Annotated in this window: 16 protein-coding genes; 7 read left to right on the forward strand and 9 right to left on the reverse strand. The window is 51.0% G+C overall.

Going from position 1 to position 15,721, the window contains the following annotated elements; all coding sequences use genetic code 11:
• The first annotated feature begins 123 nt into the window (after positions 1-123).
• The 3 genes from ACJJII_RS07450 to ACJJII_RS07460 all read left to right on the forward strand — a co-directional run bounded on the left by ACJJII_RS07450 (position 124) and on the right by ACJJII_RS07460 (position 2,571).
• Positions 124-1,344 (forward strand): serine hydrolase domain-containing protein, encoded by a 1,221-nt coding sequence (locus tag ACJJII_RS07450; RefSeq protein ID WP_444918789.1) that lies wholly within the window; start codon positions 124-126, stop codon positions 1,342-1,344.
• An 86-nt stretch (positions 1,345-1,430) separates the two neighbouring features.
• Positions 1,431-1,934, forward strand: coding sequence for a hypothetical protein (locus tag ACJJII_RS07455; protein WP_444918790.1), 504 nt, complete (start codon positions 1,431-1,433; stop codon positions 1,932-1,934).
• A 307-nt stretch (positions 1,935-2,241) separates the two neighbouring features.
• On the forward strand, positions 2,242-2,571 hold the full coding sequence (locus tag ACJJII_RS07460; RefSeq protein WP_444918791.1) for a hypothetical protein: 330 nt from the start codon (positions 2,242-2,244) through the stop codon (positions 2,569-2,571).
• Positions 2,572-2,748: 177 nt separating this feature from the next.
• Here ACJJII_RS07460 and ACJJII_RS07465 read toward each other — a convergent pair whose 3' ends face one another.
• The 9 genes from ACJJII_RS07465 to gshB all read right to left on the reverse strand — a co-directional run bounded on the left by ACJJII_RS07465 (position 2,749) and on the right by gshB (position 11,384).
• Positions 2,749-3,798 carry an alpha/beta fold hydrolase gene (locus ACJJII_RS07465; protein ID WP_444918792.1) on the reverse strand — a complete coding sequence of 350 codons (1,050 nt, stop codon included), beginning with the start codon at positions 3,796-3,798 and terminating at the stop codon, positions 2,749-2,751.
• Between the two features lie 88 nt (positions 3,799-3,886).
• Positions 3,887-5,137, reverse strand: a complete 1,251-nt coding sequence (locus ACJJII_RS07470; RefSeq protein WP_444918793.1) for a heme biosynthesis HemY N-terminal domain-containing protein — start codon at positions 5,135-5,137, stop codon at positions 3,887-3,889.
• A complete protein-coding gene (locus tag ACJJII_RS07475; RefSeq protein ID WP_444918794.1) occupies positions 5,134-6,462 on the reverse strand; it encodes a uroporphyrinogen-III C-methyltransferase in 1,329 nt (442 codons plus the stop codon). The genes ACJJII_RS07470 and ACJJII_RS07475 overlap by 4 nt, the downstream gene beginning before the upstream one ends.
• 120 nt (positions 6,463-6,582) lie before the next feature.
• Positions 6,583-7,470: a uroporphyrinogen-III synthase gene (locus ACJJII_RS07480; protein WP_444918795.1), complete on the reverse strand. Its 888-nt coding sequence runs from the start codon at positions 7,468-7,470 to the stop codon at positions 6,583-6,585.
• Complete coding sequence (hemC, locus tag ACJJII_RS07485; protein WP_444895456.1) at positions 7,367-8,284, reverse strand: hydroxymethylbilane synthase; 918 nt, start codon at positions 8,282-8,284, stop codon at positions 7,367-7,369. Before hemC ends, ACJJII_RS07480 begins: the two co-directional genes overlap by 104 nt.
• Positions 8,285-8,361: 77 nt before the next feature.
• Entirely contained in the window at positions 8,362-8,784 is a 423-nt protein-coding gene (gene ruvX / locus ACJJII_RS07490; RefSeq protein WP_413664071.1) for a Holliday junction resolvase RuvX, read from the reverse strand.
• 20 nt (positions 8,785-8,804) lie between these two features.
• Positions 8,805-9,389, reverse strand: a complete 585-nt coding sequence (locus ACJJII_RS07495) for a YqgE/AlgH family protein (protein ID WP_282930307.1) — start codon at positions 9,387-9,389, stop codon at positions 8,805-8,807.
• Between the two features lie 34 nt (positions 9,390-9,423).
• Positions 9,424-10,335, reverse strand: a complete 912-nt coding sequence (locus tag ACJJII_RS07500) for an energy transducer TonB (RefSeq protein ID WP_444918796.1) — start codon at positions 10,333-10,335, stop codon at positions 9,424-9,426.
• A 92-nt stretch (positions 10,336-10,427) separates the two neighbouring features.
• A complete protein-coding gene (gene gshB / locus ACJJII_RS07505) occupies positions 10,428-11,384 on the reverse strand; it encodes a glutathione synthase (RefSeq protein WP_444919263.1) in 957 nt (318 codons plus the stop codon).
• 350 nt (positions 11,385-11,734) lie between these two features.
• Here gshB and pilG point away from each other — a divergent pair, with 350 nt between their 5' ends.
• From pilG to ACJJII_RS07525, 4 genes are all read left to right on the forward strand, one after another.
• Positions 11,735-12,130 carry a twitching motility response regulator PilG gene (gene pilG / locus ACJJII_RS07510; RefSeq protein WP_020413651.1) on the forward strand — a complete coding sequence of 132 codons (396 nt, stop codon included), beginning with the start codon at positions 11,735-11,737 and terminating at the stop codon, positions 12,128-12,130.
• 234 nt (positions 12,131-12,364) lie between these two features.
• Complete coding sequence (gene pilH, locus ACJJII_RS07515; RefSeq protein ID WP_108731421.1) at positions 12,365-12,727, forward strand: twitching motility response regulator PilH; 363 nt, start codon at positions 12,365-12,367, stop codon at positions 12,725-12,727.
• Between the two features lie 16 nt (positions 12,728-12,743).
• Positions 12,744-13,283 carry a chemotaxis protein CheW gene (locus ACJJII_RS07520; protein ID WP_444892581.1) on the forward strand — a complete coding sequence of 180 codons (540 nt, stop codon included), beginning with the start codon at positions 12,744-12,746 and terminating at the stop codon, positions 13,281-13,283.
• Between the two features lie 160 nt (positions 13,284-13,443).
• On the forward strand, positions 13,444-15,585 hold the full coding sequence (locus ACJJII_RS07525) for a methyl-accepting chemotaxis protein (protein ID WP_444918797.1): 2,142 nt from the start codon (positions 13,444-13,446) through the stop codon (positions 15,583-15,585).
• The last annotated feature ends 136 nt before the right edge of the window (positions 15,586-15,721 follow it).

A 15,721-nucleotide genomic window follows, 5' to 3' on the forward strand; every position in this document is an offset into this window, starting at 1 on the left:
GTGACCGCTTAGCGGTCACTCTTTATTTTTTCTTCCTTCTTTGCATCTATAGCTGTTACTGCTGGCGTCGCAGTCAGGTACGGGCTCAACCGTGGCCCTGAATTAACTATAAGGATTGCTTTAATGAGGAAAATTTATTTAGTGGGCCTGATATCGATAGGTATTTTCATATTTTTACTAGTCGTACCAAGTGAGCAGAAGCAAAGTGTCGGAATTGATAATATCGAAGATTTTATTCCTGCAGTTATGCATGAGGCAGCTATACCCGGAATAGCCGTTGCCAGAATAAAAGAGGGTGAACTTGCGCTTCAACAAGTATACGGGATGGCCGATATTGAGGCCGGCAAACCAGTTACTCAGGATACGTTATTTAATATTGCGTCGATAAGTAAGCCGATTATGGGCGTAACACTATTGCAATTGGTCGACGATGGTAAATTGGCGTTGGATGAGGATATTAATAGCTATTTACCATTTAAGGTCGACAATCCACATATAGAAGGGGAAAAAATTACACTGAGACATCTGGCGAGTCACTCTGCAGCAATTAAAGATTATTTTGACTACGCCACTTACACTGAAAATCGTGATCCCTCTATCAGTTTGGAGCAACATCTACGTTCCCTGCTGGTTAAAGGGGAAAGCCTGTACGGTAGTGGGGATTATTATCTGACAAATAACCCCGGGGAGCACAGACAATACAGTAATCTTTCTGCCGGTTTAGCTGGGTTATTGGTTGAGTCAGTAACCGGCCAGTCTCTCGCCAATTATAGCCGGGATACTTTATTTCACAGCCTGGATATGGAGACTGCCAATTGGAGACTCAATGGAGTAGATCTGAGCTCTATCGCAGTTCCCTACAAAGTAGAGCAATGTGTACCATATATCGGTCTGTGTGTAGATAGTGAAGCGGAGAAGATGAACTATTTAATTGGTCGATTTATTGATCCTCCTTTTGAGTACAAGCAATTTCATCCGTATGCACACAGTGGTAATCCGCAATATCCCGACGGTGGTGTTCGTGTAAGCATTGCTGACCTCAGCGATTTCTTGCTAGCGCTGCTTAATAATCGGGATAAATCTGGAACTCAGATCTTATCAGATGTTATGTATCAGGAAATGTTTCGTCTGCAATTACCGTTGTCTGTATCAGATTCGCAGCGCTTCTTTTGGCGCGATCGCAATGGCCTTACTGGGCACATGGGAACTGATCTGGGTGTATTTGTAGCTATGTATTTTGAGCCAGAAAGTAAGGATGGTTTTATTATCTTGATGAATAGAGATATGGATATTAAATCGGCCAATGCGATGAAGCGTATTGCTATTCGTCTTATGAAAATATAAAAACAACTGTAGGATGACCACTCCTGAAATTTTTATTTTAAGGAGGGTCTTTCTTGTTGTGTATTTTTCTAAGGTTGGATGAGAATATGATAGGGAATTTATCAAAACTAGTAGTTCTATTTTTTGGGACAGTAATATTTCAGCCTGTAATTGCCAGCCAGGGTAATGGTGCAGAGGCAATTTTTGAGAAGATCAAAGGGCTAGCTGGAGAATGGAGAGAGGAAGGGGCAAAAAATGACGATTTTGTTATTAGTTTTTCCGATACAGCTGGGGGAAGCGTAGTACTAGAAAGTTGGCTCTATAACGGGCGCCAACATTCCCTGACGGCCTACCACTTGGATAACGATAATTTAATAGTGACGCACTATTGCCCCCAGGGTAATCAGCCCAGGTTAAGCTGGCAAAAAAATAGCGCTGAAGATACTTTGGCATTCTCTTTCAAGGATGTAACTAATTTTACTTTGGACAGTAAGAGTCGTCTGGATAGCCTCACTTTTACCTGGTTAGGTAACGGCAAGTTACAGCGGGAAGAGACTTACTTGAAGAACGGGCAGCAGTTACCCTCATCCCTGACCCTGGTACGTAAATAAGCTGCCAAATCGTTATTAACTGATAGTTTAGATGTATTATTTCTCAAAGCTGGGGCGAAATTCGCGCCAGCTTTTTTATTTGTGAACTTTATTGTGGTTTTGGTTTATATAAGTATGATTCGCGACTGAATTTGCATGCTGCTGCCAGTATATTGGCACGGGGTGACAATGCAGGTTATGTCTGGGCTGTATTTTTGCGTATGACGACATGCTGCATTGAAAACAAGTGGATATCTAATTCCTGGGGTTGGGAAACGGTAGAAGTTGGAAGTGAGTAAATAACTAAAATTAAATGGAGAGGTAACAAATGGAATTAATTATTTTTGTAATTATTATGGTGGCAGTTCTTGTACTGCCTCTGAAGTTGGCAGCTGCCATGTTGGGGGCGAAAAATACGGGTGTACTTTATTGTCTTTTCGCTTTGCTATTGGCCCTAATTATTCAAAGAATTGTTGGCGGCATGTTGCCGGGTGTGACGGATAGCGCTGGAATTTTACTGACAATTCCTCTGGCTGCTATTGCCTATATGCTGGTACTTGGTACGGGTTTTTTAAAGGCTATTCTAATTGCCCTTTTACAAGGGGTAATTACTTATTTTGCTATGCTACTCTTTGTGGGATTGCCCTGGGCTGTTTAAAAACGAAATAAATTCTCGCAGAAAAGCTGCAAGCGGCGATTTGTTGAATGTTAAATCGCCATTTGCACTATCATTGATTGCTAATAGTCTCCTTGCGTGCAAGCTATAACTTTCTAAACAAATGGATGCTCTACACATCAGCCTCCGTGCCAATGATATGTTTCCTAGACTGGGTTTCTACTGAGCAGCCTGGAGGTTAGGCTTTTCAACAGGGGCCGTAAGAAACTTACTTAAAACATCAATATAAGTTGGAAAAGCTTCGAATTGGGGTAAATGTCCAACTCCTTCCATCTCGACTAATTCGGCTTTGGGGATTTTTGCTGCTGTACGCTTGCCTAATTGATCGTACCGGCCTAATTTTTCTTGTACAGCTTTAGGCGCGCGGGCGCGGCCAATAGCTGTTCGATCTCGGGTACCTATAATCAGTAGGGTAGGTACCTTGATATTGGCAAACTCATAAAGTACCGGTTGAGTGAATACCATTTCGGAGGTTAGGGCATCCACGGTTGCCATATGAGCTGCATCGGGTCCCAGGGTCCAGCCAGCTTGAATATCCAGTAGCGGGTTATATTCTTCGCGCCACTGCTCAAAAAAGTAGGCTTTACTCATGTAGCGTTTGATAGATTCTGGAGTTTGTTTTTTCTCGCGAGCAATGGCTTGGTCCAAAGGTTCATAGGGAACCCATCGCTTCCAGTCTTCAAGGCCTATAGGGTTTACAAGTGCTAACTTTTTGACTCGCTCCGGGTACATTAGGGTAAACCGGGTAGCCAGCATACCTCCCATAGAGTGCCCAACTACCATAACCTCTCTTATTTTCAATTTATCCAATAAAACTTTGGTATTGTTGCTAAGCCCCTGAAAAGTATATTGGGTAAGCGGTTTACTGGATTTTCCGAAACCGATCTGGTCCGGTGCTATAACCCGGTACCCCAGCTGACTGAGTTGGGAGATAGTCTCCTTCCAGTAGGCCGCCGAAAAATTCTTACCGTGTAACAGGAGTACCGTGCCTTTTGCATTTTTACCCTCTGCAGGCGGTACATCCATAAAGGCCATTGCCAGTGGCTGCCCCTGTTGTTCGAAATGAAAGTGATGAACTGGATAGGGATATTCGTAATCAGTTAAGGCTTTATCTTGAGGCGTTACTGAATATTCAGCAGATGCATGGCCGGTAAAAAACACACTGGCGGTAAAAAGTAAGGCAACTATGTAGCGCACACAGAGGGTCACAGCCGTGTCCTTATTGGTAAACGGGAGTTTACTATAGGTGCAATTGGGGAGTGGCTGAAAGGCCCGTCGGCCTTTCAGGGGAGATGACTCAGGCGTGAGCGCCTAGTAGGGGAGTGCCTTGACTGGGCATAGGCAACTGGGGCAAGTCCTTGACTGCTTGTAGCAAGCCTTCCTCATAGAGTTTTGCTGCTTTATCTTTTTCCCCAAGGGATTGAAATAGGCGAGCCAGTTCAGCGGAGGTAGCGGGATCTTGGCGCAACAACAGGCTTTTCTCAAAATATTGCTGAGCTTTGCCCCAAAGTTCATTGCGCATTGAGAGGCGTCCGAGACAGGTTAGCAGTGCGGCACTCTCCCCATACTCTTTGAGCCAACCTTCAGCTGCTGATATTTGTGCCGCAGGGGCGGCCCCCACCAGGCAGCCGTAGAGTTCGGCAAGCTTGGGGTCCCAAGCTCGATTGAGTAGCCAGCGCAAATGCTTCTCTGCCTCTGTATCTTCACCAATCCGATGCAGTTGCTGTGCATAGAGACTGCGCAGGGCTTCGTTGCGTTGCCAGCGGCCACTCAGGCTTTGCCAGGTATCGTGTAATTTATCGATATCTTTGCGATTAGCTGCTTCGGTCAGCTGATGTTGATACACCTCGAGTTCAAGCTGGTGCAGCTCAGCTTCGGGCATGTTCGCATGTTTCTCCAACTCGGGCAGTAATGCGCGAAGACGGCTCCAGTCACCCAGAAGGTAATAAGCCTGCTTGAGAAGTTGTAACAGGGCAGGATGTTTCGGCTCGAGTTGCTTGGCGCGCTCCAGGCTGGCAATACACTGCTCGTAATGTTTATCGAGGAGCTGCATACGAGCTTGGCTTAGGGCTACAGCCAGGCGGGTATCTTCACCACAGGCCTCCGCCTTGGCTAGCAGCTCATTGGCCTCCTCACGAAAGCCCAGCTCAAAGGCGCTGCGCGCTGCCGCCAAATAATTGATCAGCGGGGCTTCAGATCGAGGGGCGCTCTTCAGCAGCTGACGGCGCGCCCGGGACCAGTTGCCCTCCATAAATTCCACCAAGCCGCTGGTCAGGCGTCGGCGCGCTACACGCTGGCGACCAAATCTCAGCCGGTCGACACTACCTCGGAATCCGCGAAAGATACTGCGAGCCAGCCAAATGGCAAAGAAGAGGATGATTAGAGCTGCTGCCAGCGAGAAAATTGCGAACCAGAGGTTCATCTCGTAGCCTTTATTCAGCTCACCGCCAATACCGATTACCAGGTAGCCGGGATAATTGTTAATAGCCTCCGGTAGAAAAGCGCCGAGCAGCAGTAGTACCAGAGCGGTGAAGAACAGTTTTTTCACTGGTTCTCCTCCTGTTGCGAGGCAGTTGGTGTGGTGGTGCCGGATGTTTTGTGTAAACGCTCAATATAATTGCGCAGGGCAAGCTGGGAGGCGCTGAGGTCAGGCATTTCGACCTGGATACGTTGTTTGCTAAGTTCCGTTAGTTGTTGGGCCAGCGCATCGCGCTGCGGACTGGCAGTGCCATAACTGAGTAGTAGCGACCGCGCACTATCCAGAGCGTCCCTGTAAACCGTGGTATCGCCGCGAAGCAATGCCAGTTGGGCCTGCTCCATATAAAGGCGCAGAGTCTGGCGAAAGCGAGCTTCACTCTGTGGGGATAGCATTACCGGGTTGATGTCTCCATCAATGGGGCGCACCGATTCGCGCATGAAGCGGGTGAAGTTGTGCCACTCCCGCTTCCACAGGGGGGCACTCTCCTTAATGCTGGGCTGCTCTTCACTGGGTTGTTCTGCCGAAGCCATATCGAATTGTGGTTGGATATTTGTGCGGATTAGCTGTTCTTCCAAGGCGCTGAGACGGAGGTATAAACCCTGGCGATCGATGTTTTGGACCAGCTTCAGTGAGGTGATATCACGGGCAAGCTGTTGGCGTACCCCGTACAGATCCGGTAAGTCCACATCGCGCAATATCTCGTCCACGCGCTCGACCAGCCCCAGCGCAGCGCGACTATCGTCTTCGAGAAGCAGGCGCTGGTTGGCTAGACGCAACAGATAATCTGCCTCAGCTAATTGCCAATCGTCGCGGCTTACATTTCCCAGCTGACCCAAGCGGTTTCCCTGCGCGGTGACACTGCGCTGCATGGAAGCCAGTTGCTGTTGCAGTTGGGCGATAGTGCGATTTTGTCGCTCTAGTTGATTGCGTAAATTGGCATCGGCCTGCTCCAGCTGACTGAATTCCCCGGAATAATCGGGGGTTTGGGGTTCAATTGGGGCAGAGGTAGCAGCAGGGGTTTCCGAAGCGATATTGGAGGTCGGCGCTTGGGTGGTGTTTTCAGCGGCAGCCGGCACTTCCGTTGCAGGGCTAATAGTGGTGGTGCTCTCCGGGGCTGCCGTTTTTCCGGGTAGATAGTTGAGGTAAGCGCCAAGGTGTTCGCGCAGCTGAGGAGAGTTAAACCAGGCCAGTGAGGCCACAGCAATCAAAATGATGATGAACAGTAGCCACCACCACAGCCCATTGGATCTACTGGCCGCAGCACCGCCGCTGGCTTTACCAGTAGAGGCTTTTTCCTCTGAGGCTTTGGCGAAATTACTTTTGCCTTTTACAGGCTTTGTGTTTTCCAGGGGCTCATTGGTCGCGGCTATATTTTGATCTTTTTTATCGGTCATGGGTATGGCGGCGCAGGTGGAAAATGTCGTCAGATTATAACGAGTGGCGCGAGCCTTAATAGCGGGCTAAACGCCGTTTTAAGATTTTTAGCGCAAAGCGATCGAGAATTTGATAGCAAATCAGCCGAGGGCCTTACGCAGTGTTTCCAGCATAGCGTTATCGCCGGCATTTAGCGCGCTATAGCAATGGGCAAAACCAAGCTCATTTGCCCGAGTGGCAACTCGTATACTCGGGCAGATAAGAGCGGTTTCAAAGAGTGTATTGCGGTTTATCTGGCGGATACAGGTAACCAGGTTATCGAGTGTTTCACCGCTGTGCACACTGATAATATCGGGTTGGAATTTATACTCAGCCAGGGAGGTTGCAGCCTCCGGTGGCAGCACTCGCCGATAGAGTTCGCAATAAGTTACTCGCGCACCCCTATCACTCAAGGTGTCGCCGATAAGAGGGCGGCCACCGGAGCCGCGAAAAATAAGAACTCTTTTCCCGTCCAACTGCTGTAACCAGGGTAGGCGCAGCAACTCCTCGGAGTTCATCGTATTGCCACTTTGCTCGCAGGGTATACCGCGCTTTTCCAGGGCGCTTGCGGTTGCCGCGCCGATCGCCAGAAAGCGAGGACCCTGGGGAAACTGTGGCCAATAATCTTCAAGCCAGTCTACGCCGTAGCGCACGGCGTTCTGGGAAACAAAGATCGCGACATCCGTTTGATCGAAATCGAGGATTGAGTTTTTTAAGGCCTGCATGGCAGCTTGATCCTCAATTGGCTCTATGCCGAGCATGGGGATGTTATCTACCTGGGCCCCCAGGCTGCGCAGTAGCGCACACCAGTTATCAGCCTGCTGCGTTGGCCGCGTACTGAGAATACGTTTGCCCTGCAGCAGGTCGGAGGTGAGATCGCCCATATCAGATAGCGGCGAGGATTTTATCGGCACCATCGGCCAGTAACTGTTCCGCGAGCTCAGTACCCAGGCGCTCTCCCTCAGCGGCAGGGCCACGATTGTCGGCATGTATCATGGTTTTGCCATCGGGACTGCCAACGAGTCCGCGCAGCCACAGGGTGTCACCATCCAGCTCGGCGTAGCAGCCGATAGGCACTTGGCAGCCGCCGTTGAGGCGCTTAACCAGGGCGCGCTCCGCACTGAGTCGGGCTGCGGTTTCCGGACAGTGGAGCGGTTGGATCAAGGCTTCCAGTTCGCTATCGCGGCGCGATTCGATACCCACTGCTCCCTGTCCGCCAGCGGGGAGCAGGATGTCCGTTGCCAGGAAGCTGCGGATGCGTTCCGGCATTTCAAGTCGCAGCAGTCCGGCCGCAGCGAGGATGATAGCGTCGTAATCGCCGGCATCCAGTTTGGCCAGTCGAGTATTCACATTGCCCCGTAAAAAGGTGACTTTGAGGTCCGGGCGACGGGCAAGTAATTGGCATTGTCGGCGCAGGCTGGAAGTGCCGACTACTGCTCCCTGGGGCAGGTCATCGAGGCTGTCATAAAGATTACTGACAAAGGCATCGCGGGGGTCTTCACGCTCGCAAATAATCGGTAGGTGAAGTCCTTCGGGGAATTCCATGGGGACATCTTTCATCGAGTGAACTGCGATGTCCGCACGGCCTTCGAGCATCGCCACTTCCAGTTCTTTAACGAACAGGCCTTTGCCGCCCACTTTGGTTAGTGGGATGTCCAAAACCTGGTCACCCCGGCTGGTGAGGGGGAGTAACTCGATAAGAAGTTCGGGATGCGCCTGTTGCAGGCGGTCTTTGACATAGTTGGCCTGCCACAGAGCCAAAGCACTCTGTCGGGTGGCAATGCGAATACGATCTATAGACATGCGGCTCAATCACTTATTGGTTGAAGCGGCCATTCTAACAGAGTCGCAATGCCGTGAGGTTCTCTGTAGCCGAGGGGCTAGCCCCTGGTGCGCAGCCAGTCTTCGAGAATTATCCGTGCGGCTATTGAGTCCACTGGGTCTTGTGCGTAGTTGCCACGATGTCCGCGTTCGTTGGCCTCTTCCTTGGCGGCTCGGGTGCTTAAACGCTCGTCAATGAGCTCTACCGGTAGTCCATAGCGACCGTGCAGGCGCTGGCTGAATTTTCGCGCACGCACGCCAAATTCACTTTCGCTGCCATCCATATTGAGGGGGAGGCCAACCAGTAAAAGGTGGGGCTGCCACTCTTTGATCAGGCCTTCGACGGAGTCCCAATTGGGCTTGCCATCTTTGGCGGGCAGTGGGGCCAGTTCCCGAGCTCCACCGGTAAGGCTCTGGCCGTAAGCTACGCCAATAGAGCGGGTTCCAAAGTCAAAAGCTAGCGCTGTGACGGGTTTATTCATAGAGGTCAGTAGTTTTTCTGTTAGGCGTGGCCAGCTTGGGAGCCGAGGCCGGAAAGATCGATGCCGTGGCGGGCGGCGGCGCTTTGCCAGCGCTTTTCGACCGGTGTGGCAAATAGGGTTTCGGGCTCTGCCGGCAGTGTCAGCCAGGCGTTTTCTGTCAGCTCTTGCTCCAACTGACCGGGCCCCCAGCCTGCGTAGCCGAGGGCGAGTAGTACATCGTCAGGGCCGCGCCCTGCGGCGAGGGATTCGAGGATATCCTTGGAAGCGGTCAGGCTGATATCTGAATTGATTTCGGTTGTAGAGTCGAAGTGCATGCCGGTGCCGTGCAGTACAAATCCCTGCTCTGGTGACATGGGACCGCCCAGTAGAACTGGTTCGTCACCGCGCAAGCTGAGATCCTCCAAAGACAGCTGCTCGAATACCTCGTGCCAGTGTACCTTACTGGGCATATTGATCACTATGCCCATGGCACCGTCGCTATTGTGCTCAACAATCAGTGCGATAGCGTGTTTGAAGCGCGGGTCCTCCATACCGGGCATGGCCAGAAGGAACTGGCCGCGCAGGTTTCCGTGAGTCAAGTCGCTATCGATATTCGAATTAGGCATAGATCAGTAATAAACCGCCAGTTGAAAGCCCATTTTAGCCTCGGCTGGGCAGATCCCCCGCAGAAGTAGTAAGTCCCCCGGTTCTTTCGAATTGCCAGGTACGGATAATTTCCAGTCGATCAACCTCGTTCTTGATCTCTAATGGGAAGGGAGCGAAGGGAGCAGCCAGACGCACAATTTGTTGGGCCGCATCATCGAGAATGCGCTCCCCGGAGGATTGAAGAATAACAACCTTCTCGACGGCTCCGGTGGGAAGCAACCGCACCATCATGCGTAACTCGCCACTAATTTGTTTTTCCAAAGCCTCTTCGGGAAAGTTATCGCTGCCAACAGCTTCTACTTTCTGGCGCCATTCATGTAAATAAGCGGCATCGGCTGAGGCTCTGGTAGCTACAGATGTCAATCTGCGTACTCGGGGGCGCTCGGCAATAGTTTGGCGAATTTTATCGAGACGCGCCTCTAGGCTAGCTATTTTAGGGTTGCTCAATGGCAGGTCATTGGGTGCGTCGCCGCGCTTTTCCTCGGATAACTTATCTTCTGCCGAAAGTTCAGGAGCCTGAATCGGGCTCTCACCAACTGTGGTAATTAACAGGCGGCGCTGCTCTGCTGGCCGCGCAGATTGTTGTTGTGGCAAAGGCGTCACGCGATGAATTTGCGTATCGGCAAACTCGGCACGGCGTTTAGTGGATAACTCTTTCCGAGAGTCTGCGGTACCACTGGCTAATTGGTTGTGCTGTGCCAAGTAGTCAGCATCCTCTGGGGCCTGAGCGGAATTTTGCAAAGAAAGTGTGACTTCAAGTGTCGGTGGCGCCTGTGCACCTTTCGGAGCAGCAAAAGCCACTCCGAAAACAATTAGCGCATGTAACGCGGCGGCTAGAAATAATGAGAACACAAAGCGTTCACGCTGCATTGCATGAAACTGTGTCGCGTTGGCAGAGGAATTCATTATCTATTATCAACTACTACTTATTCGGGCGTGCGTTTCACACAGCCTTGTTCTCAGTGGTAAACCGCCCTGAGAGTTATCAAACGCCCAGTTTACCTTTTTTGTGCCAGCAGGTGTGTGATGCCGCTCATTAGTCGCGCGCCTATGTCCGTATTGTAAGCGGCATCAATTTCCCGTACACAAGTGGGACTGGTAACGTTAATTTCTGTTAGGTAGTCACCAATAACGTCCAGCCCGACAAATAACAGACCTTTTTCCTTCAAAGTGGGAGCGACTTGCTCAACGATCCAACGATCTCTATCGGTCAGGGGGCGTGCTTCGCCGCGCCCGCCGGCTGCAAGATTGCCGCGAGTCTCGCCCGCTTCCGGAATTCGCGCCAAGCAATAGGGAATCGGTTCACCGTTAACGACCAGGATACGCTTGTCACCGTCTTTGATTTCGGGGATGTAACGCTGCGCCATAATCTGCTGGCGGCCGTGCTCGGTAAGCATTTCCAGAATTGCTCCAAGGTTGGCGCCATCTGGTTTGCAATGAAAGATGCCTGCACCGCCCATACCGTCTAGAGGTTTAAAAATGACATCTTGATGAGTTCGATGAAATTCCCGCAGCTTGGCCATATCGCGGCTGACTAGAACCGGTGGGCAGCACTGGGGGAAATTTGTCGCAAAAATTTTCTCATTGCAGTCGCGTAGCGCCTGAGGCTTGTTGACTACCGTCGCACCTTCGCGCTCTGCCGCTTCGAGAATATAAGTGGAATAAATATATTCATTATCAAAGGGGGGGTCGACACGCATCAGGATTACATCCAGCTCGCCGAGAGGCATTTCTCTGGACTCTTCCAGAGAAAACCAACGATTCTCATCATCAAAAACCTGCATAGGGCAGCCGCGCCCAGTTGCGCGTCCATTCTCAAGGTAAAGATGGCTCTGCTCGAAATAAAACAGCTGGAAACCACAATCTTGTGCGGCTTGTAACAGTGCAAGCGTCGTATCTTTTTTAAAATTGATCTGGGCGATGGGGTCCATCACCACACCGAGGGAATAATTCATACGGGTTTCCAAATCGTTGGGTATTTCTATCCCAGTTATCACTGGTTTTGCTCCCAAATTTGTGGCCGCTACCAGCGTTGTTGGATAGATAAGGTAAGAGCAGCTTTGCGAAGGTGCAACCTTCTTAACGCAATACCTCCAATGAATGTATAAGTGGTGATAATTTGAACTGCGTCGCCTGCAGTGTGTCGACTCAGCTAGATTCGCCTGGGGTTCTGTGATAAAAGTTCGTCTCAGCGTGCGACCTTCGCCAGGCTAGGCGCCCGGACCCCGCAAGCGGTTTGAAAAAAGGGCGCAACTAAAGTTTTCGCGTGCCCGAAAATAAGTAAACAGGGGATTCAAAAAAGACTATGGAGCTTAACTGGGAAAGTCTGACTGTCATGGTGATCGACGACAGTAAGACAATTCGCCGCACTGCGGAGACGTTGCTGCAAAAGGCGGGCTGTACCGTGGTCACCGCGACAGACGGTTTTGATGCGTTAGCAAAAATCGCGGACTCCCGTCCGGATGTCATTTTTGTCGATATTATGATGCCGCGCCTTGATGGCTATCAAACATGTGCGTTAATAAAAAATAACAGCGAATTCCGCTCCACCCCTGTTGTAATGTTGTCGAGTAAGGACGGTTTGTTCGATAAGGCAAAAGGGCGTGTTGTTGGTTGCGATCAATATCTGACCAAACCTTTTAGTAAAAGCGAGTTGCTGGGTGCTATTTCCGCTCATGCCAAGCCGCACCATGCCGCATAAAAGTGGCCTACAGAAAAAAAATATAGATAACGGACTCCATTGTGGGCATTGTGCCCACAAGCTCGGTACCAAAATTTAATTAGAGTACAGATTTCCGGTTGTTATAGACCGGTTGATTTTTGTACCCACACTATCGGTAGTCATAGTGCATCTCGGCACATGCTAGCGAGGATAATCACAACAAAAACCGCCGAGCGCAGTAGTTGTTGCCGAAAAGATGTCATGGGGGAAATGATGGCAAGAGTACTAATAGTTGATGACTCTCCTACAGAAACACATAAGCTGACAACCATTCTTGAAAAGAATGGCCACGCAGTAATCACCGCTCCCAACGGTGAAAGCGGAGTTGAAGTAGCCCGCGCCGAACGCCCCGATCTGATCCTGATGGATATTGTGATGCCGGGTCTCAACGGTTTCCAGGCCACCCGCCAATTGAGCAAAGACAGCAATACCGGTGAAATTCCGATCATTATGGTAACTACCAAAGATCAGGATACAGACCGTGTCTGGGGTATGCGCCAGGGAGCCAGGGCTTACCTGACCAAACCTGTCGATGAGAGCAAATTGCTGGATGCGATCGGGGAGGTGTTGGCCTAATAGCCAGCTGCGAAAAGTGCAGTCACAAACACCTTATTTAGCTCTGGTTGATATTGCACGGCGCGCCAAAGCGCAGGCCACTGGCCTGCCTGGCCGCCGGGAAATCAAACCCTACTGGACCGGTATCGGTTTCTCTCTTCTGGATAACCACTTTGTCGCCTCCATGGATGACGTTGTGGAATTGCTCGAAGTGCCACAGCACACCTTTATTCCGGGCGCTCAGCCTTGGGTAAAAGGCGTCTCTAATGTTCGTGGTCGCCTGCTTCCCCTTATTGATCTCGCAGCTTTTTATGGCGGCTACCTCTCAGGTCCGCGCCAGCAACGTCGTGTTTTGGTGCTCGAGAGGGATAAGACCTACGTGGGGCTTATCGTGGATAAATTGTTTGGGATGCAGCACTTGGCGTTTGAGTATGCCCGTGAGGCACCGACAGATTTGAGTGAACCATTTGCGCCAATGGTGCACGGCCAGTTTGTTTTACAGCAGCATCGTTGGCTCGTTCTCGATATGCGGGCACTGATCAAGGATGCGCGTTTTATGGATGCAGCTTTACGCTGACTAATCCAGTTCTTTCTTTCCGGTAGCCGAGGGTGGTCGACCGGATGGCCCGCAATTAGTGCAGGGATGTACAGCACTGACTGAGGGGTCTTGTCATTAAAGCGTTAAAACTAAAGTGGTATTAAACCGGCCTAATGCAATGGCCCGCTAGGAGTAAATTATGAAACCAGGCTCCCAGAGTTCCTTTTCCGCGCTGCGCAGTAATCCTGCCGCGCTGGTATTAGGTCTACTGGTACTCGCCACGCTGGCGGGGCTTATTGTCAGTATTTATTTGGTACAGACTCGAGACGAGCAGGATAAAGAGTACCTGCAGCAAGTCGCCGAGTTGCGGGCCCTTTCCTATCAGGTAGTTTCCTATGCGCCGGCGGCAACCGCAGGCGATAGTGAGGCCTTTACCGAGCTGGAAAATGTTACCGAAGAAATGGCTAATGCCTGGAACCAGCTTCAGCGAATGGATGACAATAGTCGCCGCGCCCTGGGTGCTCAGCTGTCTGCTTACGATCAGGTTTGGCGCAGCTTGCGCGAGCAGGTCGACACGATTATCGGCAACCAGGAAACCATCGTATTTCTTAACGATATCGCTTCAACGCTGAGTGACTCGCTTCCGGAATTACAGGCGGAGCACAACAATATTGTAGAAATTCTGCTGGCTAACAACGCCCCGGCAAATCAGGTGGAGCAGGCCCAGTTGCAGGTATGGCGTGCGGAGCGTATTGGTCGAAATATCGATAAAATGCTCCAAGGTGGCGATGATGCCGAAGCCGCCGCTGACCAGTTTAATACCGACGCCAGTCTTTTCGGTAAGGTGGTTGACGGTATGAAGAGCGGCGATGTGGTGATGGGGATTTCCCGTATTACCGATGAAGAGGCTCGCCACTCATTGGATGAAATTACTGAGCTGTTCGGCTTCGTAAGCACCTCCGTACGGGATATCTTCGAAGCAACTCCAGCCCTGTTTGCTACCCGCCAGGCCTCTGACGGCATTATCGCGTCATCTCCCCAGCTGATCGAAGCATTGAGTACGCTGAATGACCGAATCGTAAACCTTTCAGATGATCGCCAGCCCAACAACTTGACCATTGCTGCACTGGCTTTGGTCTTCGTTTTGTTGATCTTCGGTATGATGGCGATGGCATTCTCCGGTACCCGCCGAAACCTGAAAAAAGAGGAAGATACCAACGAGCGTAACCAGCACGCGATTATGCAGTTGCTGGACGAGCTGGCCGACCTCGCCGACGGTGACTTGACCACCTCTGCAACGGTAACCGAAGCCTTTACTGGTGCGATTGCCGACTCCATTAACTTTACTATTGACCAGCTGCGTGTGCTGGTATCGCGGATTAATGGTGCTGCACAGGAAGTATCTGGCTTGTCCCAGGAAACCCAGCAGACTGCACTGCACTTGGCCGAGGCCTCTGAGCACCAGGCACAGGAAATTGCCGGAGCTTCTGCCGCGGTTAACGAAATGGCGGTCACCATTGACCAGGTATCTGCCAACGCCTCCGAATCTGCCCAGGTAGCCGAGCGCTCGGTACATATCGCAAGTAATGGCGCCAAGGTGGTACAGAACACCATTAAAGGCATGGATAACATCCGCGAGCAGATTCAGGATACCTCCAAGCGAATTAAGCGCCTGGGTGAATCCTCCCAGGAAATTGGCGATATCGTAAGTTTGATTAACGACATTGCCGACCAGACCAACATTCTTGCATTGAATGCCGCGATCCAGGCGAGCATGGCCGGTGATGCCGGTCGAGGCTTCGCGGTGGTAGCGGATGAGGTACAGCGACTTGCGGAGCGCTCTGCAGCTGCAACCAAGCAGATTGAAGGTCTGGTAAAAGCGATTCAGTCTGATACCAACGAGGCGGTAATCTCCATGGAACAAACCACCAGTGAGGTGGTACGTGGAGCTCGTCTGGCCCAGGATGCGGGTGTTGCACTGGAAGAAATTGAGAATGTATCCAACAACCTGGCATCGTTGATTCAGAACATTTCTAACGCTGCACGTCAGCAGGCTTCGTCTGCAGGCCACATTTCCAACACGATGAACGTGATTCAGGAAATTACCTCGCAGACCTCTGCGGGTACCCAGGCTACCGCCCAGTCCATTGGTAACCTGGCGCAAACCGCCAGTGCACTGCGCGAATCCGTTGCCGGCTTCAAACTTCCGCAAGAGGAAAGTGTTGAAAGCAACAGCGAGCTGTATGACGTGGAGTTGCCGGAAATGGATACAGATACTTTCGCTATTGAAGGTGAAGATACTCATTCATTGGAGTCCCGCGAAGACCGGGCCCTGGCCTAACCCACACAATAATACCCGGCCATTGTGAAAGTTGGCCGGGTGCAAAAGGGGCGCACGGAATTGCTTCCGATAAATCCGCGGGTTTTTCTCGCTGAAAACTGTAGCGCTTGAGTACTGAATAAATTATTGGGGACTT

Source organism: Microbulbifer maximicatervae (SeqCode) (assembly GCF_052467825.1).

Excerpts from the sequence above, each read along its gene's own strand:
- ACJJII_RS07450 (WP_444918789.1), top strand. The coding sequence starts at position 124 with ATGAGGAAAATTTATTTAGTGGGCCTGATATCGATAGGTATTTTCATA.
- ACJJII_RS07455 (WP_444918790.1), top strand. The coding sequence starts at position 1,431 with ATGATAGGGAATTTATCAAAACTAGTAGTTCTATTTTTTGGGACAGTA.
- ACJJII_RS07460 (WP_444918791.1), top strand. The coding sequence starts at position 2,242 with ATGGAATTAATTATTTTTGTAATTATTATGGTGGCAGTTCTTGTACTG.
- ACJJII_RS07475 (WP_444918794.1), bottom strand. The coding sequence starts at position 6,462 with ATGACCGATAAAAAAGATCAAAATATAGCCGCGACCAATGAGCCCCTG.
- ACJJII_RS07480 (WP_444918795.1), bottom strand. The coding sequence starts at position 7,470 with ATGCCGACAATCGTGGCCCTGCCGCTGAGGGAGAGCGCCTGGGTACTG.
- hemC (WP_444895456.1), bottom strand. The coding sequence starts at position 8,284 with ATGTCTATAGATCGTATTCGCATTGCCACCCGACAGAGTGCTTTGGCT.
- ruvX (WP_413664071.1), bottom strand. The coding sequence starts at position 8,784 with ATGAATAAACCCGTCACAGCGCTAGCTTTTGACTTTGGAACCCGCTCT.
- ACJJII_RS07495 (WP_282930307.1), bottom strand. The coding sequence starts at position 9,389 with ATGCCTAATTCGAATATCGATAGCGACTTGACTCACGGAAACCTGCGC.
- ACJJII_RS07500 (WP_444918796.1), bottom strand. The coding sequence starts at position 10,335 with ATGAATTCCTCTGCCAACGCGACACAGTTTCATGCAATGCAGCGTGAA.
- gshB (WP_444919263.1), bottom strand. The coding sequence starts at position 11,384 with ATGAATTATTCCCTCGGTGTGGTGATGGACCCCATCGCCCAGATCAAT.
- pilG (WP_020413651.1), top strand. The coding sequence starts at position 11,735 with ATGGAGCTTAACTGGGAAAGTCTGACTGTCATGGTGATCGACGACAGT.
- pilH (WP_108731421.1), top strand. The coding sequence starts at position 12,365 with ATGGCAAGAGTACTAATAGTTGATGACTCTCCTACAGAAACACATAAG.
- ACJJII_RS07525 (WP_444918797.1), top strand. The coding sequence starts at position 13,444 with ATGAAACCAGGCTCCCAGAGTTCCTTTTCCGCGCTGCGCAGTAATCCT.